This is a genomic window from Cohnella candidum (assembly GCF_003713065.1).
GTDB lineage: Bacteria > Bacillota > Bacilli > Paenibacillales > Paenibacillaceae > Cohnella > Cohnella candidum.
In genome coordinates, this window is record NZ_CP033433.1 from 2,861,738 (window position 1) to 2,880,388 (window position 18,651).

At 57.1% G+C, this 18,651-nt stretch carries 15 protein-coding genes; 2 read left to right on the plus strand and 13 right to left on the minus strand.

The genetic code is table 11. The features are described from left to right. Window positions 1-39: 39 nt before the first annotated feature. Together EAV92_RS13270 and EAV92_RS13275 are read right to left on the minus strand one after the other, a co-directional pair. Window positions 40-1,080: a LacI family DNA-binding transcriptional regulator gene (locus EAV92_RS13270; protein WP_123041542.1), complete on the minus strand. Its 1,041-nt coding sequence runs from the start codon at window positions 1,078-1,080 to the stop codon at window positions 40-42. 463 nt (window positions 1,081-1,543) lie between these two features. Continuing rightward, window positions 1,544-2,089 carry a cysteine hydrolase family protein gene (locus EAV92_RS13275; RefSeq protein ID WP_123041543.1) on the minus strand — a complete coding sequence of 182 codons (546 nt, stop codon included), beginning with the start codon at window positions 2,087-2,089 and terminating at the stop codon, window positions 1,544-1,546. Between the two features lie 255 nt (window positions 2,090-2,344). On the opposite strand from EAV92_RS13275, the gene EAV92_RS13280 reads away from it, so the two are divergent. Continuing rightward, window positions 2,345-2,827, plus strand: coding sequence for a C40 family peptidase (locus EAV92_RS13280; protein WP_123041544.1), 483 nt, complete (start codon window positions 2,345-2,347; stop codon window positions 2,825-2,827). Between the two features lie 115 nt (window positions 2,828-2,942). Here the strand turns inward: EAV92_RS13280 and EAV92_RS13285 are convergent, their stop codons facing one another. The 7 genes from EAV92_RS13285 to EAV92_RS13315 all read right to left on the minus strand — a co-directional run bounded on the left by EAV92_RS13285 (window position 2,943) and on the right by EAV92_RS13315 (window position 11,903). Beyond that, a complete protein-coding gene (locus tag EAV92_RS13285) occupies window positions 2,943-3,755 on the minus strand; it encodes a carbohydrate ABC transporter permease (RefSeq protein ID WP_123041545.1) in 813 nt (270 codons plus the stop codon). Window positions 3,756-3,758: 3 nt separating this feature from the next. After that, window positions 3,759-4,655, minus strand: a complete 897-nt coding sequence (locus tag EAV92_RS13290) for a carbohydrate ABC transporter permease (protein WP_206424216.1) — start codon at window positions 4,653-4,655, stop codon at window positions 3,759-3,761. A gap of 79 nt (window positions 4,656-4,734) precedes the next feature. Continuing rightward, a complete protein-coding gene (locus EAV92_RS13295) occupies window positions 4,735-6,087 on the minus strand; it encodes an ABC transporter substrate-binding protein (RefSeq protein WP_123041547.1) in 1,353 nt (450 codons plus the stop codon). 87 nt (window positions 6,088-6,174) lie between these two features. Then, window positions 6,175-7,494, minus strand: coding sequence for an ABC transporter substrate-binding protein (locus EAV92_RS13300; RefSeq protein WP_123041548.1), 1,320 nt, complete (start codon window positions 7,492-7,494; stop codon window positions 6,175-6,177). A gap of 1 nt (window position 7,495) precedes the next feature. Further along, complete coding sequence (locus tag EAV92_RS13305) at window positions 7,496-9,067, minus strand: response regulator transcription factor (RefSeq protein WP_164472766.1); 1,572 nt, start codon at window positions 9,065-9,067, stop codon at window positions 7,496-7,498. Further along, entirely contained in the window at window positions 9,067-10,884 is a 1,818-nt protein-coding gene (locus EAV92_RS13310) for a cache domain-containing sensor histidine kinase (RefSeq protein ID WP_123041550.1), read from the minus strand. The genes EAV92_RS13305 and EAV92_RS13310 overlap by 1 nt, the downstream gene beginning before the upstream one ends. Continuing rightward, window positions 10,881-11,903, minus strand: coding sequence for a LacI family DNA-binding transcriptional regulator (locus tag EAV92_RS13315; RefSeq protein WP_123041551.1), 1,023 nt, complete (start codon window positions 11,901-11,903; stop codon window positions 10,881-10,883). The genes EAV92_RS13310 and EAV92_RS13315 overlap by 4 nt, the downstream gene beginning before the upstream one ends. 170 nt (window positions 11,904-12,073) lie before the next feature. Between EAV92_RS13315 and EAV92_RS13320 the strand changes: the two genes are divergently transcribed. Then, complete coding sequence (locus tag EAV92_RS13320; RefSeq protein WP_123041552.1) at window positions 12,074-14,011, plus strand: prenyltransferase/squalene oxidase repeat-containing protein; 1,938 nt, start codon at window positions 12,074-12,076, stop codon at window positions 14,009-14,011. Here EAV92_RS13320 and EAV92_RS13325 read toward each other — a convergent pair. The 4 genes from EAV92_RS13325 to EAV92_RS13340 form a co-directional block, all read right to left on the minus strand. Further along, on the minus strand, window positions 14,003-14,500 hold the full coding sequence (locus EAV92_RS13325) for an SRPBCC family protein (RefSeq protein ID WP_123041553.1): 498 nt from the start codon (window positions 14,498-14,500) through the stop codon (window positions 14,003-14,005). The two genes, EAV92_RS13320 and EAV92_RS13325, sit on opposite strands and share 9 nt — an antisense overlap. A 187-nt stretch (window positions 14,501-14,687) precedes the next feature. Further along, entirely contained in the window at window positions 14,688-16,751 is a 2,064-nt protein-coding gene (locus EAV92_RS13330; protein ID WP_164472767.1) for a LuxR C-terminal-related transcriptional regulator, read from the minus strand. A gap of 162 nt (window positions 16,752-16,913) precedes the next feature. After that, on the minus strand, window positions 16,914-17,381 hold the full coding sequence (locus EAV92_RS13335) for a DUF2269 family protein (RefSeq protein WP_241158266.1): 468 nt from the start codon (window positions 17,379-17,381) through the stop codon (window positions 16,914-16,916). Between the two features lie 178 nt (window positions 17,382-17,559). After that, the gene (locus EAV92_RS13340) at window positions 17,560-18,642 is read right to left on the minus strand and encodes a glycoside hydrolase family 172 protein (RefSeq protein WP_123041555.1); all 1,083 of its coding nucleotides are present in this window, start codon (window positions 18,640-18,642) and stop codon (window positions 17,560-17,562) included. Window positions 18,643-18,651: the final 9 nt, after the last annotated feature.

Genomic DNA, 18,651 nt, shown 5'->3' on the forward strand with positions numbered 1-18,651 from the left:
CCTTTCAGGATTCGAGTTTCGAAAGAATAGGGACTGGATCTACCGCGCCGATCGGCTGCCTCCTCCGCAGCTTTCCCGGACGACGAGCTTCGTGCCCACGATCACCTGCTGGGGAACCTCGCGCCCCTGAAGCCGGTCGTACAGAAGGCTGACGGCCGCCCTGCCGACCTCCTCGGGATATACTTTGACGGTGCTAAGCGGAGGCTGGACGTAAGCGGCGACGTCGATATCGTCGAATCCGATGATCGCCATCTGCTCGGGTACTGTGACGTTTCTTTCGTGCAACGCCCGCAGGGCTCCGACCGCCATCGGGTCGCTGCTGACGAAACAAGCGGTCGGCCGGTCAGGCAAGTCGAGCAAACGCTGCATCGCTTCATAACCGCTCGTCGATTTCCAGTTGCCCGTCGCGACGTATTCCGGCCGGAACAATTCGCGCTCCCGCAGGAACTTCTCGAAATAAACGCGCCTGGCGTCGTCATCCGTCCGCTCGCTATTCCGGTCATCCAGCCGGCCGATGATCTCCCGGCCTTCGATGAGGGCGATTTTCTCGTGCCCCAAGCCGATCAGGTGAGTCAACACGTCGTCGACGGCTTGGCGGAAGTCCAGCTTCACGGCGTCGTGCCGGCGGGTTTCCTCAATGCTGTTGACGAGCACCAATTTCGTGTTGGGAGAGAGCCTTGACTCCAATTCCTTCGAGTCGAACGTTCCGATGGCGATCAACCCGTCCAGGGGAGGGAGCTGGAGTTCGTCCGCGCTGTTCCTTCGGATTACGACAGGCTGCTTAAGCCCGAGCTCTTGAATCTTCTTGTCGATCCCTCGGCGCATGTCGGCGAAGTAAGGATCCTCCCGCTCGTCATCCAGCGACACGGCGAGCAAAATTGCGATGTCCGGTTGGCCGGATTTTGGCGGGTGATTCGGTTTTTTGAGATGCTTGGGCTTGTACTGGAGACGCTCGGCCGCTTCAACGATACGCTCTCTCGTTTCTTGGCTGACGGACAGCGAAGAGTCTTGCGCAAGTACGCGGGAGACGGTAGCGGTCGATACCCCGGCGGCTTGGGCGATCTCTTTGAGAGTTGCCATTAATAACCACTTCTTTAGTAAATTTATATTACGATTTTACTAAATTTTATTATATAGAGCTGGCGGGCTTCTAGCAACCGATAATCGCTCACGCTCAACTCCCGCTGGATCAAAGGATGCAAATGTACATCTTTTTCGAAACAGGCATTGAGGTGTAGTCGCATTGATGCAAATATGCATGTATTTCTTTGAAAAAGCTCTTAATGAGCGAATATGACTCGAAATACCTGCACGATTGCACCTATTCCTATCCAACGAACGGGTTCCCCGGAAGATAGATGCACAATCGCAGGTATTCGAGCCCTCGCAGAAGACCCCGTTATCGCACAACAAAAAACCGCGACCTCATGGTCGCGGTCTCGCCGTCTTCCGGAGCGGATTTCGCTGCTTTGACGTGACCGAAGACGGTCTCGCCGTCTTCCGGAGCGGATTTCGCTGCTTTGACGTGACCGAAGACTCTTGCTTATACGATTTCGGCACCCAGGCAGTTTTTGAGATGGCGCAGCGCCCACTCGTGCCCCGCTTGATCGAAGCTGGCGACGGCTTTCTCGTGGATCACGATCCGATAGTTCCGGTTATAAGCGTCGACCGCCGTGTGGAGCACGCAAATGTCGGTGCAGTCGCCGACCAGATGGACTTCCGTAATGCCCCGCTCGCGGAGTTTCAAGTCCAGGTCCGTGCCCGCGAAGGCGGAGTACCGGGTTTTGTCCATGTAATGGACGTTCGGCCGTCCTTGGATCTCTTCATATAAAAGGCCAAGTTCGCCGTACAAGGCCCTGCCCGCCGTTCCGCGGATGTTGTGCGGTGGGAACAGCTTCGTCTCCGGGTGATAAGCATCGTCCCGATCGTGTACGTCGACCGCGAACACGACGTAATCGCCGGACTCCGCGAATTCGCGCGTCAACCGCACCACTTCCGCTTCGATTGCCTGCCCCGGCTCTCCGCATGTCAAGGCTCCGTCCGTCGCGATAAAGTCATGGGTGTAGTCGATGTTGATCAAACCTCTCATAAGATCCCTCCGGCTGCCGTTTTCTCCATTTTCGCATGAATTTACGAACGCCGAAAGCCCGCCGCTCAAAAATGAGAGCCGCGGGATTCGTTGCGTTAAAAGATTCTCATTTATTTCTCATACACACCAAAAAATCCCGTAAATACGGGCTTTGCGCTCTCTGTGGAAAAAATTAGGAAGATTTATCTGTGGTAAAGTGGATTCTAGTTAACCACGGTTAACCGCTGACTAGATGAAAGATGGAGGGAATCGACATTGTTCAAAAGACAACTCATCCGTAAAGTAATCAGCGTTGGTATATGCTCCGTAATCGGGCTCGCCGCTCTCGGCTTCGGGAATGCCGCAACCGCCAGCGCCGCAACGAAAACGAAGGCAGACAAAATCATCTCCACGGGTAAGAAGTACTTAGGTGTTAAATACCGGTTCGGCGCTCCGTCCGGTGTCACATACGCGTTCGATTGTTCTTCATTTACCCAATACATCTTTAAAAGAAACGGAATCTCGCTTCCGCGCACTTCTTCCTCCCAAGCGGCGAAAGGGAAGAAAGTCACCAAGGCTCAACTGAAGAAAGGCGATCTCGTCTTCTTCAAGCGTCCGGGCAAATCCGGCGTCGGCCACGTCGCCGTCTACATCGGCAACAACAAAATGCTTGGAGCGTCGGGCAAGAAAGTCCAAGTCTCCAGCTTGAGCTCGAATTACTGGAAGAAGAACTACATCACGGCTCGCCGGGTTTTGTAATCCTATAAACGGCGCAGCTAGGCGAATTGTTGCATCCCCCGCCAAAAAAATAAAGGTTGTCCCGAATCCTCTTTCGGGACAACCTTTTTTATGTTCCAGCCAACCGCGGATCGGATCATTTGATCCCGCTCATTTTGATGCCTTCCACCAAGTATCTCTGGGCGATGAAGAACAAGATGAACGTCGGGATCGCGGCGATGACCGCGGCGGCCAGCACGATATTCCAAGGCGTGAAATAACCTCCGCCTACGATGTGCGCCAGCTCTTGCTGCACGACCCACAGTTTTTCGTCCTGGGTGATGACGAGCGGCCACAGGTAAGAGTTCCAGTTGGCGAGGAAAAATCCGATCGTCAAAGGAACGATAATCGGCACGGACAGCGGAAAGGCGATCCGGAAGAACGTCCCCGCAAGACTCAGCCCCTCCATGTAAGCGGCCTCTTCCAGTTCCTTCGGGAAGTCCCGGTAAAACTGGCGGAACAAGAAGATCCCGTAAGCGTTGAAGATCGAAGGCACGATCAATCCCCAATACGAATTTCCGAGCCCCAAATCCTTGGTAATCAGGTACAGCGGCAGCATGATAATCGAAAACGGCACCATCAGCGTGCTGAGCATCCAGCCGAAAACGACCGATTTACCGGGAAAATTCAGCCTTGCGAGCGCATAGCCCGACATGGCGTGGAACACCATGGCCACGACGGTGACCGTCACGGACACGAACAGCGAATTCAGGATGGCACGGGGCAGCCCCGATTCCGTCCAAGCCGTCTTGAAATTGGACCATTCGAACTCGACCGGCAGCAGCTGGAAGTCGAAGACGGTCGTCTCCGAACGCAGCGAGCTGATCAGCATCATGTAGATCGGAAAAAGCATGAGCAAACCGAGGAGGACCCCGACGACGGGCAGCACCATCCGTTTGGATACGGCCATGTCCTACACCCCCTCCTTCTTGGAAGACAGAAGTTTGAGCTGGAAGAGGGACAAACAGAAAATGATCAGGAAAAGCACGAACGCGAGCGCGGAAGCGTAACCCATATTCAGCATGTCGAAGCCTTGCTTGAAGATGTATAGAACGCTCACTTGCGTCGAGTTCATCGGACCGCCGTCGGTCATGACGAGGATTTGCTCGAGCGCCTGGAAGGAGCCGATTGTGGTCACGATTAGGATGAATGTGCTTGTTTCCTTGAGAAGCGGAAGGGTGATGTACCGGAACGACTTCCAGCCCGTGGCGCCGTCGATTTCGGCCGCCTCGTAATAGTCCCGGGGAATCTCCTTCATCGCGGACAGGAAAATGATCATGTTATAGCCGACGTTGATCCACAGAATGACGCCGGCGATGCTGAACATCGCCTGCGAGGTCGAGGCGAGAAACTGCTGCGGGCTGCCGCCCAACAGCTCGAGAATGTGGTTCACCGCGCCGTTGCGCGGATCCAGCATGAACATGCCGATGATCGCCGAGATCACGGACGTGATCGCGAAAGGCATCAGGAACATCGTCCGGACGACGCCGCTGGCGCGCCCGCGGATTGCGTTCAGCATGACCGCAGACAGCAGAGACGACATGAACAAGAGCGGAACGTATACGACGCTGAACGTCAGCGTTTTACGGACCGACGCCCACCACTCGTCATCATGAAGCAGCTCGCGGTAGTTGGCCCATCCGGCGTACACTTTCGGGCTGAGCGCGTTCCAATCATGCAAGCTAGCGTAAAAGGCGTAAATGATCGGAATAAACACGAACACCAGCAAGCCGACGATATTGGGAAGCAGAAAGCCGTATGCCGTGACCCACTCGTTCCGGGTTCTGGCGCTGATTCGTTTTGGAGTCACTGGAGCATCCTCCCCCTTAAACGGGAACGGGGACGGACCCACATGCGTCCATCCGCCCCCGACCCATTCTCGATTCGTTTTATTTGTTCGCTTTCGCCAGCGCGTCGTTGATTTTCGGATCCGAGACCTCGGCGGCTTTGGCTCCGTCATACTTGCCGTACATGACGTACTGCATCGCGTCGCCTACGACGTCGAGCACTTCGGAAGGATAACGCGGCTCCGGAATGGCGGAATCGTAGATTTGCTCCGTGAACACTTTGCGCATGCCTTTGCTGTAGATCTCTTTGCCCGCTTCGACGACGGATTTCCTCGGCGAGTAAGCGAACTTCACTTCGGTGCACCATTTGAGCGCGCGCTGCGGATCTCCCGCGAACGCCCACATGACGAACTTGGCCGCTTCTTCGACGTTGGCGCTCTTGCCGTTGACGGCGAACTTCCAGCCGCCCGCGTCCGTCGCCGCTTTGCCGCCTTCCGGAATCGGCAGCGGAGCTACGTTGATCGGAACGTCTTTGAACACTTCTTCCGCGCGGTTGATCGCCCAGGTTCCGACGATTTGCATCGCGGCTTCTTTCTTGCCGAGGTGGTCGATTTCCCACGGGCCGGCTTGCAGCTTCTTCGGCGACAAGCCTTCTTTGAAGAAGCGTCCCCAGAAATCCAGCGCTTTCGCGGTTTCCGGCGTGTTGAACGTCGATTTCGTTCCGTCCGCGCTCAGCACGTTGCCGCCTTGCTGCCAAAGGAACGGATACCAGATGAAGTTGAAGTACGGGCCTTTGTCCGGAGGAAGGATGAGTCCCGCGACTTTGTTCGTCGTGAGCTTCTTCGCCGCTGCGTACAGTTCGTCCCACGTCTTCGGTACTTGGACGTTCGCGGCTTTCAACATATCTTCGTTGTAGTAGAGGCCGAGCAGCTCAAGCTCGAACGGCAGGGCCATGATTTTGTTGTCTACCGTAACCGCGTCCAGGGAGGCGGGAAGGAAATCCTCTTTGGCGCCTTCCGGGAAGTACGGCGTCAGGTCGGCCATCAGGCCGGACTTGGCGAATTTCATGAAGTCGCCCGGGCTGATCATGTAGATATCCGGACCTTCGCCGGAAGCGAATGCAGTCGGAAGCTTCGTCGTCGTGTAATCGCCTTGGTTGAAGGTCGAGTATTCGATTTCGACTTTGTCCTGGATTTTGTTGTACTCGTCCACCAAACCGCGGAAAAACTTTTCTTCGGCTTCGGTGTGGAAATCGTAAAATTTCAGCTTTATTTTTTTCCCGCCGTTGCCGCTGTTTCCGCCGTTGTCGGCGGAAGCCGAAGCTTGTCCGGAGGATTCGGCGGGTGCGGACGCACCGGCGTCGCTGTTTTTGGTGCCGCTGCCGCCGCAGGCGATCTGAAGCACGAGCAGCAAGGAGATTGCCGCAAATCCAAGCCCTTTCCACGTCTTTCTCATCGTGAATGACCCCTTTCAAATGATTTCGACCCAAGTGTAAGCCACTTGGGTCGGGGTCCATAACGGGAAATATTTTGGGAGGGTGGACTATTTCAAGGAGGCATCCAGGCTGCTTTGAATGCGCTGGTCGGCTTTACGCACGATTTCCTCCGGCGTCGCGGTCCCGAACAGCAGCTGCTGCAGCGAATCCGAGAAAATCCGGTTGATATCCTCGGGAAGACGGGGTTCGGCCCGTTCCGTCCCGTATATTTGGTCGGTGAACACCTCTCTGAGCCCTTTTCGGTAAAAGTCTTGGCCCGCTTCCATCACCGATTTGCGCGGGGAGTACGCGAACTTGGTCTCGCTGACCCACTTGAGCGGAATTTCAGGCTTGCCGGCAAACGCCCACATGATGAATTTCGCGGCTTCCTCCGCATGCTCGCTTTGCCGGTTCGCGGCCATCTTCCAGCCGCCGGAGATCGTCACCGGCGCTCCGCCCTCCGGCAAAGGCAGCGGCACGACGCCGATCGGCTGGTCTTTGAACTCGGTTTCCAGCATGCGGATGTTCCAGGACCCGCTCACCTGCATGGCCGTTTCGCCGCTGGCGAGAATGCCGATATCGGTCGTCGGACGCGACGGGCGGAGATTGATCAACCCTTGCTCCACCATGCTGCGGAAGAAGGCATACATGCTCTTCGCGCGCGAACCGGTGAGCGCCGAGGAGCGTCCGTCTTCGCTGAGCAGGTCGCTGCCCGTCTGCCACAGGAAAGGCAGCCAGGAAAAATTTTGGAAGACGCCGTCGTACGTTTCGATCGTGAGTCCCGTGACGCCGGGGGACTTGAGAATCCGGGCGGCTTTCATCATGTCGTCCCACGTTTTGGGAGGCTGCAGGCCATGGGACTTGAACATGTCCTCGTTGTAGAACAAGCCGAGCAATTCCGTCTCGAACGGCACCGCGTAGATGTTGTTCGCCACGGTCACGGAGTCCAGCGCGACGGGGTTGAAGTCGCTCCGGATTTCCGGCGTGAAGTAATCCGTCAGCGGGTACAAATAGTCCGCGTCCACGAACCGCTTGATCGTCGCGGGGGAAACGAAGAAAATATCCGGCCCTTGTCCCGACGCGAGTGCGGACAGAAGGCGGGTGCTGGAGAAATAATCGTCGCTGGACACGTATTCCACCCGGATTTCGACTTGCGGATGTTCTTTCTCGTATTCCTTGGCCAGCCATTGCCAGAAGTCGTACTCCATCGCTTGATGGAACGACCACAGCCGGAGGACGATCTTATCCCCGCCGGCATCGGAATTCGGCGCGTTCAGCAGCTTATCGACGTCCGGCCCTTCCGATCGGACCACGTTGCCGCATCCGCCGACGGCGAACAGGAGCACGGCCAGCAGCAACGCCAAAGCCCCGCGCGCGATTTTCGTCATCCTAGGAGTCCTCCTTGCGGTAAAAGAACTGGCGGTATTCCTGCGGCGTAACCCCGGCGTGGCGCTTGAACAAACGCGAAAAGTACTTGACGTCCTGATAGCCGACCATCTGGCTGATCTCGTAAAGGCGAAGCTCGGAGTTCATCATGAGCGACTTGGCCTTGTCCATCCGCAAACGGGTCAAATACTCGACGAAGTTGTCGCCCGTCTCTTGCTTGAAGTAAGAGCTGAAGTAGCTCCCGCTCATTTTGGCGTGCAGCGCGACGTCCTCCAGGGAAATGTCCTTGGCGTAATTTTTGTGGATGAACTCGATCGCTTTCTCGATCGTACGGTTATGGCGTTGCTGCCGGTTCCAATCCAATGCCGAGATCGTCGCTCCGATCCAGTCCCCCATGTAAGCCATGAACTCGTCCGCGCCGAAGTCCCGCTGGAACAAGTCTTGCGGCTGACTGGCTTCCTTGGCCACGAGGTCGTGAACGCGGTTCTCGTAGACGATCCGGTTGACGGAAGAAAGCAGTTGCAGCCCGAAGCGCTGAAACAGCCGGAACGACACGTTGTTCCGCTTGATTTCGTCCAGGAACGTTTCGACGCCCTTCAGCGCTTTGTCCCGGTCGCCCGCTCGGACGGCGCGGCAAATTTCCTCATCCAGATGGGTCGGATACCCGGAGGCTTCGCGCTCGCCGCTGAGCACGTCTTCAAAGCGGCTCACGATTCCGCCGCCGTGGATCCATTTGTTGCGCAAGGCTTCCCCCGCATGCCGGTACAGGAGAGGCAACGCTTCGAATTTCGCCGACGTCTCGCTGAGCCCTACGGAAACGGAGATTTTCACCCATTTGCGGACCTCTTCCGCAACCCGTTTGGCGGCGTCCAGCGCACAACCGCCTCCGGCATTGACGTAATAGAGCTGCGGTCCGCTCGTGAAGAGATGGACGAACGGCGCCTCCCGCTCCGCGGCCAACACGTCTTGGATCACGTTGCGCACCGCGAAGGAGACGAGCTGCTTGTCCCCCCACTGATCCTCCAGGCTGAGCTCGTCGAAACGGTCGATCTCGACCGCCATCATCTGGAATCGCTCCGCGTTCTTCGGAAGGAGTTCCCGCAGGCGTGAGACGTAGCTTTCGGCTTCCTCGGAGCCGGTCAACCAGTCCTTCCACCACTTGGAGTAATTGAGCGCCGGCACGGCGGGGCCGGCAGGCAAATCCCGTACCTGTTTATGCTCTTTCAGGCGCTGCAGCAAAGACGCGATTTCCGGAGGTTTGACCGGCTTCAGCAAATAATCGAACGCGCCGAACTTGACGGCGGTTTGCGCGTATTCGAAAAAACCGTACCCCGACAGGATGACGACGTGGACCGGATATTCCTTCAATGCGATCAGCAAATCCAACCCGTTCATATGGGGCATGCGGATGTCGGTGATGACCAAATCCGGCATTTCCCGTTTGACGAGATCGATCGCTTCCAGCCCGTTTTTGGCTTCTCCCACGACGCTCCACTCGGGATCCAGCTTCGGGATCAATGCCAGCAATCCCCGGCGAACCCTGGGCTCGTCGTCGACGACGATGGCTCGAAACATCATCCACCCTCCGATGATAATGCTGTAGTTGAGTCTTGTTGCCGAATTTTATCGATCGCAGGCAGCAGGATCGTAATGGAAGTGCCGGTTTCCGGCGACGATTGAATCGTCACGCCGTATTCCGGGCCGAACTCCAGCTTCAGCCGGTCGTCCAGATTGTAAATGCCGATGCCCTTGCTCCGGCGGTGAACGATGTCTTGAAGCTCTTCATTCGGAATGCCCTCGCCATTGTCGGCCAGCACGACGCGAAGTCCACCGGTAGCGAGATCCCGCATGACCGTGACGGCGATCAAGCCGCCTTCCTCGACGTGCTCCATCCCATGAAGAATGGAGTTTTCCAGATAGGGCTGCAGGAACAGGCGGGGAACCTTGCAGGCAAGCAGGTCGGGCTCCGCATCGAACGTGATTTCGAACCGATCCTCGAACCTCATTTTCTGCAAATACGCGTAGTCGGAAGCCCATTTCAGCTCCTCCTCCAGCGTGACCCACTGCTCGCCGGGCCGGATGGCATACCGCATGATGTCGCTCAGGGCGGTAATCATCGTGCTGATGTCCGTCTCCCCCCGCTCGATCGCCATCCAGTTGATCGTATCCAAAGAGTTGTAGACGAAGTGAGGGTTGATTTGCGCCTGCAGGGCCCGTACCTCCGCTTCCTTCTCTTTGTCCGAGACGATCCGGACCTCCTGGATCAAATCCGTGATTCTGCCCCTCATGCTGTTGAACGAGGTTTGAAGCATGCCGATTTCGTCCGCGGACGTCGCCGGCTGCCGGAAGCCCAAATTGTCTTTGTGGATCTGCTTCATCGCGAGCGCCATTTGGCGGACGGGCCTCGTAATGTACCGCGAGGTCAGCCATGCCAGCAGCACGAAGGAGCCTCCGAACGCGATGAGCGTCACGAGAAGGAACTTGCGCAAATCGCGGGACTGTTCGTTCAAGTCGGACTGCGGAATAAGCGACATGTAGTACCAATGGTTGTAGTCGGACTGCACGAGGCTCACCCGGTAGAGATTGCCGTTCAGCTCTTGGGTGGAGGACGCGGTTTTCCGTTTCATCAGATCTTGGTAAAACGGGATTTCGGCCAGCTTCACGGGATAAGCTTCGGGATTCCGGTGCCACAGGACGTGCCCCTCCCCGTCGGCAAGAAACAGCATGCCGCGGGGGCTGACGTCCACGCCCTGGATCAGCCGGTCGAGCGCCGATATTTTCACGTTCATGTATACGGTCCCGAGCGTCTGCATGACGTCGGTAACGTTTTTCACTTGCATGCCGAGCAGAAAATATTGCGTCGCCTGCGGCAAGTACCGGTTCGCCGGCAACACGTACGTGGGCAGCCAAACCGCACGGCCTCCGGCCAATTCCGCCGTCCGCTGCCATTCCGGGTGAAGCTGGAATTGCGAGAAGAAGAAGTTCGAGCCCTTGAAGTCGGCGAAATACACTTGCCGGTCGGCCGTGTACAGGTAAATCGAGTCCAGGTCTTCCTTGCCCCTCAAGAAGTTGCGCAAAAAGCGGTTGATCGTATCGGCATTGTCCGCCGATTCCGCTCCGCCCCGCCCGATCCGGCTGAGCTCGGAAATGACGTCCTCGTTGTCGTAGATCGTCTTTAGCTGCGTTTCGTATTCCTTCAGCATCTGGTCCACGTTCTGCTTTACCAGGCTCAGCACCTGGCTCGTTTCCTGATCCGTCCGTTTGGAGACGAACCGGTTGGAGCTTCCGCTGAACAGGTAGCCGAACAGGGTGAGCGGGATCAAAATGAAGACCACGAGGAGAAGCGTCATTTTCTTCTGCAGCGTCCATTTCCCGAACCCGAATCGATTCATGAAAGCCCCGCCCTCACGCTGGAATTCCGCACGACAAGCTGCGGAAGCAGCTTTCTTTCGGTCTTATCAACAGGGTATCCCCGCAACCGGTTGATCAAAACCTGGGCGGCTTTCCTTCCGATTTCCTCCTGCATGAGGGACACGGAAGTCAACTTGGGATAAACCCGGGACGCCAAGTCGAGATTGTCCATGCCCACGACGGCCACGTCTTCGGGAATACGCAAGCCGGCTTCCTCGCAAGCTTTCATGACGCCGATCGCCATCAGGTCGTTGGCCGCCACGATCCCCTCCGGCTTATCCGTCGTCCCCAACAACGTTTTGGCGTGAAGATAGCCCCCGTTTTCCGTATAATCGGATTCCGAGATCAGCCGGTCGTCGAGCGGCAGCCCCGCTTCCTCCAAGGCGTCACGGTATCCGCAAAAACGCTGGTAACCCGTCTGCTCGGCCAAGCTGCCGCCGATATACCCGATTCTGCGGATGCCTTGTCCAATCAGATGCTCCGTCGCCTGTTTGATGCCGGTATACGTATCGACGTACACGTAATCGAAGCGGTCTTTGCCGCTCGGGGAAACGTATTTATTCGTCAGCACGACCGGCTCTTGCAGGGCGTTGATGGCCCCGATGTTTTCTTCGCAGAAATTGAAGGAAACCATGATCATGCCGTCCGCCACCCTTTCCCGAAGGTTTTGGATGGCTTTGAGTTCATCTCTTAAGCTGTGCTTCGTATAGAACAGAATCAGCAGATAGCCGTGCTCCTCGAGCACCTGGTTGATTCCGTTGATCATGTCGAAATAGAAAGGATTGCAAATATCGGGAACCGCGAAAATGATTTTGTTCGTCTGCCTCATTTTGAGCATTTTGGCGGCGCTGTCGGGCGCGTAGTTCAACTCTTCGGCCGCCTTCAGGATTTTGGCCTTCGTCTTCTCGCCGCAATATCCCCTGCCGGACAACGCCCTCGACACGGTGGAAGGCGAAACGCCGACCCGCTCCGCGATATGATAAATCGTATGCTTGTCCATCTGGTCCTCCGTCGAATGCAATCGGTTACACATTCTCACACTAGCACCGGGCCATTTCGAATTCAATGGAAATCTTGCGTATTGAAGCCCGCTCCCATCCAGTTTATGATGATCTAGAGGAATATGCAATCGATTCCACATTGTATCGGCAATATATGGGGGGAATGTTCATGGGTACTTCGACCGAATGGATCGGAACCTGGATCCGGCTGGAGCCGGACGCGAGGGAAATGGCGGTGGTCGTCGCCGATGTGCCGTCGGAGGAAGGAATCCGCACGGCACGGGTGACGGCGGTATGGCAAGGGGAGTCTCGTGAAGCGGCGGAATGCCTGCTGCATATGCCGGTCGCGGATGACCGGATCCGATTGATGTGGAAGCCGCACCTGGCGCCGGAAGGGAACATGGTCATCGGCGACCTGCTGTTCCGCTCGCCGGCAATCGTGCTGCGGGACGGACAGCGACAGTTCGCGCTTTATCCCGATCTCGACTGGCTCAAAGATAACCGTGAGGAGCCTCACGTGATGGATTTCGTTGAGACCGACCGGAACCTGTTCTACGGGCTGTGCCGTTACGAGAAGAAGGAACACGTCTATCATCGCAAGAGCGGCCGGCCGTTGCAGGTCCGCACAGGGCAGACGCTGTTCTCTTTTTACTTGGTCGAATGGGAGCAGGTGGAGGAAAACCGCCGTTATTCAGCCGTCAGCGATTGGATTTGGCGGCGGTTCGCGGAACCGAGAATGAAGCGCGAGGGCGGCGGGATCTCTTCGCTTCCGGACCTCTCCCGGTATGTCGACCATGCCTACGACTGGGCTTTCCGGCGTTGGGAGAGCGTCGTCTGGCAGCAGTTTCGGATCGGCGAACGGGAGGTCGGCGGCCCGGTCTTCATCGTAAGGGCAGCCCAAGCTCCCGGCCATGGGGAAGAGAACTTATGGCGGGAGCGCAAAAGCCTGTGGAACCAGGCGTGGTTCTGCGGCCTTCGCAGCGCCTACGGCTATCGCCTGTGGGGCGAGCGGCGCAACGATCCGGATTGGATCCGGCGGGCCGAGTTGAACAAAGAGTTCGCGCTGGCCGCTCCGATGCGGAACGGGCTGTTTCCGTCCGTCTTCACGGCGGGGGATACCCAGGAATGGACCGACGGAGCGTGGGGGCATTCCGACCGCCGGCCGCAAGGGCACGATGAATACGCCCACTTGCTCGACATGTCCTGGACTTGCTATTGGATGCTCCGGTGGTACGAGGACATCGAGCAGGACGAGCGGCTCGCGGAATATGCGGCGGCATACGCCGACCGTCTGGTGGAATTGCAGAACGAAGACGGAAGCTTCCCCGCCTGGGTTCATACCGAGACGGGACACGTCTCTCCTTGGCTTCGCGACAGCGCGGAAACCGCTTTGCACGTCTGGTTTTTGCTGCGGCTGAACCGGCTGCGGCCGAATGCCGACGCCCAGCGTGCGGCGAAAGCCGGGATCGGGTTCTTGCGGGACCATATCCTTCCAGAGCGCAGGTGGGAGGACTTCGAAACGTATTGGTCTTGCGCGCGGGCTTGGGAACGTAAGCAGCCCGGCGTCAAGGACGCCAGAAGCGGCTTGTTCAATCAATCCACGTTCTCGATGTATTGGACGGCGGAAGCTTTCCGGGAATGGCATGAATTCAGCCGGGATCCGGAAGCCTTGAAGACCGGAGAAGACGTCTTGGCCGAGCTCTCGCTGTACCAAGCGGTGTGGAACCCTCCCTATCTGGGCATTCCGGCGCTCGGCGGCTACGGCGTCCTGAACTCCGACGACGAATGGAACGATGCCCGGCAGAGTCTCGCCGCGCTGACCCACATGGCCTATTACCGGCTGACCGGCAAAGAAGAGCACCTGTACCGCGGCTTATGGGCGATGCGCGCCTCGTTCTACATGATGTACTGTCCGGAAAACCCGGAGGTCAAAGCGCTGTACGAACGCAAGCATCCCCACTTTGGCCCGCGCGACTACGGCTTCGAAATGGAAAATTTCCATCACGGCGGCTCGATGGTAGGCGAGGTCGGCGAATTCACCATTTTCGACTGGGGCAACGGCAGTGCCGCCGCGTCGTTGGCCGAGCTGTTGTTCGTATCATCCTAACGCCTCGCCGCGGGAAGTCTGCCCTTGCTTTGCATCGGCCTCGGCCACCTTTTTTAATCGAATGAGACTTTGCTCCGTCGTCCGCTCTAAATAGGGCTGATAAAATAACTTGTCGGCGATTCGTCCGAATAAGCTGTTTTTAGCATTGAAATTTTGCGTCGCCCGGAACCGGCAGCGCGACTCGCCGAGCTCTTCGTACTTCCATGTGCCTCCGCCTTTCACGAAAGGCATTCCCTTCGAGCCGACCAATACGACGGCGCATCTTCTGCAGGGTTCGAACACGACGGTTTCCAAATCAAAATAAAAAGGCCTTCCCCACGTCGAGCCGAGCGTACGCATGACCGTACCTTTCTTTTGCGTTTCCGCGTTCAAAAGCTCCACCCACTGCACCCTGCCGTCCCACTCCGGCCTGCGCTCCGCGCTTTGCGTGAGCGTCCAAACGAGTTCGACGGGGGCATCGATTTCAATGGACGTATCGTATCTGGCCATGGTTAAAAACTCCCTCTCCTCATGATTTCGTGATCTATCCGACTTGAGTGCACTATCGTTACTAAATGTATCACCTGTCTATGAAGCGTCATATTCCTCGAAAGTAGAAGTTGCAGTATACTTTCGGCGGTTACAGCCGTTAAAAAGAACATCGCCGGCGCTCAGGGAGCGCCGGCGATTTTTTTGTTCAGAGGAGGGGATGACGGGCGAACCGCGTGGCCAGCTGGCTTCGGCGCTTCAGCCCCAGTTTTTCGAAAATGGTCGAGAGATGCTTCTTCACCGTGGCTTCGCTTACGTACAGCCTGGCCGCGATTTCGGCGTTCGACAACCCTTCCGCCGCGAGCATCGCGACCTCCCGCTCCCGTGCCGAGAGGATCGCCAACTCCTCTGCGTCGGCCGAAGATTCCCCATGCCGCCATGCAATACCCGCCCGGTTCAATAACTGCTCCAGCAACCGAGCCAGTCGTTGGCCGCGCGTGTCGAGCACCAGCATGGGGGAGGGAATTTCACGGTAACCTCCGTGTTCCGTTCCGGCGGCTGCTTCAAAACCCATTCGTTCGTGGATCACCATAAATGCCTCGATGGGCGGCGGGCAGCAAACGAGCAGCCTGCCTGAGCAAAGATATCTGAACATGAGCGAGAATACTTCGTTTTGGCTGAGATGATCGGTCCAGTCGCTATAGTCGATGGAGCGAATGAACCAGCCGGCCGGTTCTTCGGGTGAGACCGTCAAGGACCGGCGCACCGCCGAAGAAAGGGTGGACATATAAGGTGAGCTGAACGGATCTTGATCCATATAGGCAACCGTCCCGGCATGAATCGGCAGGATAGCGGCCAGCCCTACGGCCTCGCGGTTTTCATCGCGAAGCAAGAACAGGCTTCGTTGATCCATCTCATACCATGCCTGCGGATCCAATCCTTGCAGACTGGCTTTCGGCAAAGAGTCCGAGAACGCGATGCGTATCTCTTGACCGCTTTCGGGTTCGATCGCGACAGTCGAGATGAAGCGGTCGGGTGCGGCGAACCGAAGAAGGATATACTTCTCCGCTTCTTTCACCGTCTCGCTGTTCACCTGCTCCCAAAGCGAATGGGCCGGAGCGTTACGGTAAAAGGCGGTTATCGTCTCTCCCCCGACGAATTGATACAATTCCCCGACTTCATGGGCCACGCTTCGCGTTCCCCCATGTTCCAGTATCCGGTCGGCAAAATAGCAGGCCAGCCTGGCGGTAAGCGCCTTGTACCGGTCCGGCTCGCGCTCCCGAAGGTAAGCGGCGACCGCATCCCGCATCAGGTCATGCATCGCCCAGCCCTGGTCCGCCTTCCGGATGAACGATAGCCGGATCAAACCGTCAAACGCGGCTGACGGAATTTCGGGAACGCCCAATGCCGCAGCAAGGATCCTTGCGTTAAACCGTTTGGGCAGCGACGCGGCCTCTACGAGAAGCCGCAGCTCCGGATCCGCAACCTCCTTCAGCCAGATGTCCGCCATTTCATGGAACCAAGCACGGCTGTCCATGGCTTCCGCATGCGTGCCGATATTCGTCCGGTGCGCCGTGGCCAGCGACATAGCGAGGGGATGACCGAAAGAAGCCCGCCAAACGCGATCCGCTTCTTCTCCTTCCGGCAGACCGCAGCGTTCTGCATACACCCTGGATTCTTCTTGCGACAGCGCGCCCAGAGGAATCGGATTCAAGCGTTCCCTCCAGGCAGGCGATACGGTCCAGGCTCCGCCAAGCGGGAATCGGCCGGCGGTCATCAGCAGAACGTTGTCCGCCAGCCGGGCAAACAACCTCTCGCGAAGCCAAACTTCCAGATCCGAAAACTCCTCGAACGTATCAAAGGCGAGAATTACACGCCGCTTCTTCGCGATCTCGCGCAGGGTTCCGATACAAGCTTCCGTCCACGCGGATACAGAGCCGTCGCTTCCGGGCATCTTCTCCGGCGCGATTTCCAGCAGTGTGAGAATCCTGCGGCACACCTCGTCTTCCCGGTGCGGAATGTCTCGGCTGTCGATCAGCAAAAATACGGCTCCGGCACGCTCGGCTTCACGGCGGAATGCCGCGAGCAGCGTCGTTTTGCCCATCCCTCCGGTTCCGCTGATGCTCCAGAGCGTGCGTTTCTCCGGTTGTCCGTCCAAATAGCCGCGGAAACGCAGCCGCTCGGCGTTTCGCCCTACAAAATAGTAATCTTCCCGGTCCGCGAAGCTTGGTTCCGTCTCTCCGGTTCCATCGAACTCCCGCGTTGTCGTCAAAACGTTCACCGCCCGCACCCGTATGGATTCCATTTCCTATTAAAGTATAGTTTTATTTTCGAGTTAAAAATAGCAATAAAGTGAAAAAGCGGCTGGAAGGTGACTGCCCCAGCCGCTTTCGTTTTTCAATAGCATGATCTCTCGCGGCTTCGGATTTCTCTATCACGCGCCGGGTTTTACGATCATGAAGATAAAAATCAGAATGCCGAGCCCTGAAGCCACATACAGCCAACCGCTTGCCCGATTGACCCATTTTTGCTGCTCTGGGGGAAATGCGGTCACGTGCTGATTGCCGGGATCATAGAGCCAGTCTCGGAGTTTCTTAAGCGTAGGCGCAACTGCCGCGATCATCGTAATTTGAATGAGAACATAGATCACTAAAGTGCCGTATAGCCAGAGTTGGGCAAACGTGCCGTAATCCCCGGACAACGCAAGTCCGAGTCCCGAAAGTACGGCGATGGTCCCTCCGATTTTCGGAAACCGTTCCATTTTGCCGGCGAAGCCGATTGACGAGCGGTACTGCTGTACATTCTGGCGTCGTTGCAGGAAAACATGTCCCAGAAAAGTAGGGCCGATCCCGATCAACGCCGACAAAACATGAACAACAACCAAGATTTCCATTCCATTCATTCGTTGCCATCCTCCCTTGTTGCATGCCTGAGGCCGAAGCTAGGATTCGGCGCCCTTCCTACTTTAGCAACCGGGACGATAAGCGTTAATTATACGAAAGTTGTAAAATGCATTATCCTTTCGTCGTAAATGCGAAAACACCCCGTTAGGGGTGTTCTCAGTTAGCATGCGGGCCAGGTCAAATCACTTCGCGCTCGTCGTTGCCGGGAAGCGTCGGGAACGGGGCATGCGGCTCCGCTTGGTACCAGAAGGCGGTAGACGCGATGTCGCTCTGCTGCGGCAAATAGCGGCGTTCCGAACGCCAGCCGAGGTCTTGGATCGTCACCTTCAGGTCGTTTTCGAACCGGATCGGATCCATGACGTGCCAGCGGTACATACCAAAGCGCTGTTGGCTGCGGTATAACCCGTCGGGCTTAATCGCCTGGTGCATGCCGAGGTAAGCCGTCGAATAGGTCCTGTAAGTTCCCAGCGGCTGCTCCCAGTTCCAAGCGCCGCCGAAATAGTCTTCGGTGCCCGTCCCGCAGATCGTCGGGAACTCGCCGTCCCCGTCCATGTAGAACTTGATTTCGCCTTCTCCCCACCAGCCCGTGTTATTCACCTGCCAGGCCAGATAGGTGCCCACGTAGTGGCCTTTGCCCTTGATGCCGTCGAGGATCGTATGGACGTCCTTGTACGCGACCGGGTTGCTGCGGCGCCATTGCGCGTGGAAGTAAGCCGCATCCGCCGGCACTTCCGTCAACGTGTAGTCGATTTGATAGTACAGGACGGCTTTATTTGGGTTTTTGTTTTCCATCGTGATCTTGGCGGATTTGCGGAACGGCATCAGCCAATAGCTGTTGAACCCTCCGGCCGGATTGACGGCGATCGGCAACGAGTTGACGTCGGCGCGCTCCTGCCAGCCGTTGCAGAAGAAGTCGCACACCGGCACTTCAACCGACGGCGTCTCCTCTCCGTCCCAATAAAGCCGGAAAATCAAGTTCCGCCATTCCGGCGGGAAACACGTCAGCCAAATGTGCTGAATGGCGCCGGGGCCTTGAATCTCGCCCATCACGAACTCCGTGCCCGGTTCGATCTCTACGGAAGGCGACACTTTCCAGCCGACGCCGAGATCCCGCGCGCAGGCCGCGCCTGTACCTTCCGTCGCCATGGCGCCCTTGCCCTTCTCTCCCGTGAAATTCTCGGGGCTGATCGAACGAGTCACCGCGTTCGACAGGCGCGCCAAATTGCCCAATCCCATATCCAAACCGTTAAAATTATACATTCTCTTCAT

Coding starts and splice junctions, on each gene's coding strand:
- EAV92_RS13270 (WP_123041542.1), bottom strand. CDS start 1,080: ATGGCAACTCTCAAAGAGATCGCCCAAGCCGCCGGGGTATCGACCGCT.
- EAV92_RS13275 (WP_123041543.1), bottom strand. CDS start 2,089: ATGAGAGGTTTGATCAACATCGACTACACCCATGACTTTATCGCGACG.
- EAV92_RS13285 (WP_123041545.1), bottom strand. CDS start 3,755: ATGGCCGTATCCAAACGGATGGTGCTGCCCGTCGTCGGGGTCCTCCTC.
- EAV92_RS13295 (WP_123041547.1), bottom strand. CDS start 6,087: ATGAGAAAGACGTGGAAAGGGCTTGGATTTGCGGCAATCTCCTTGCTG.
- EAV92_RS13300 (WP_123041548.1), bottom strand. CDS start 7,494: ATGACGAAAATCGCGCGCGGGGCTTTGGCGTTGCTGCTGGCCGTGCTC.
- EAV92_RS13305 (WP_164472766.1), bottom strand. CDS start 9,067: ATGTTTCGAGCCATCGTCGTCGACGACGAGCCCAGGGTTCGCCGGGGA.
- EAV92_RS13310 (WP_123041550.1), bottom strand. CDS start 10,884: ATGAATCGATTCGGGTTCGGGAAATGGACGCTGCAGAAGAAAATGACG.
- EAV92_RS13315 (WP_123041551.1), bottom strand. CDS start 11,903: ATGGACAAGCATACGATTTATCATATCGCGGAGCGGGTCGGCGTTTCG.
- EAV92_RS13320 (WP_123041552.1), top strand. CDS start 12,074: ATGGGTACTTCGACCGAATGGATCGGAACCTGGATCCGGCTGGAGCCG.
- EAV92_RS13325 (WP_123041553.1), bottom strand. CDS start 14,500: ATGGCCAGATACGATACGTCCATTGAAATCGATGCCCCCGTCGAACTC.
- EAV92_RS13335 (WP_241158266.1), bottom strand. CDS start 17,381: ATGAATGGAATGGAAATCTTGGTTGTTGTTCATGTTTTGTCGGCGTTG.
- EAV92_RS13340 (WP_123041555.1), bottom strand. CDS start 18,642: ATGTATAATTTTAACGGTTTGGATATGGGATTGGGCAATTTGGCGCGC.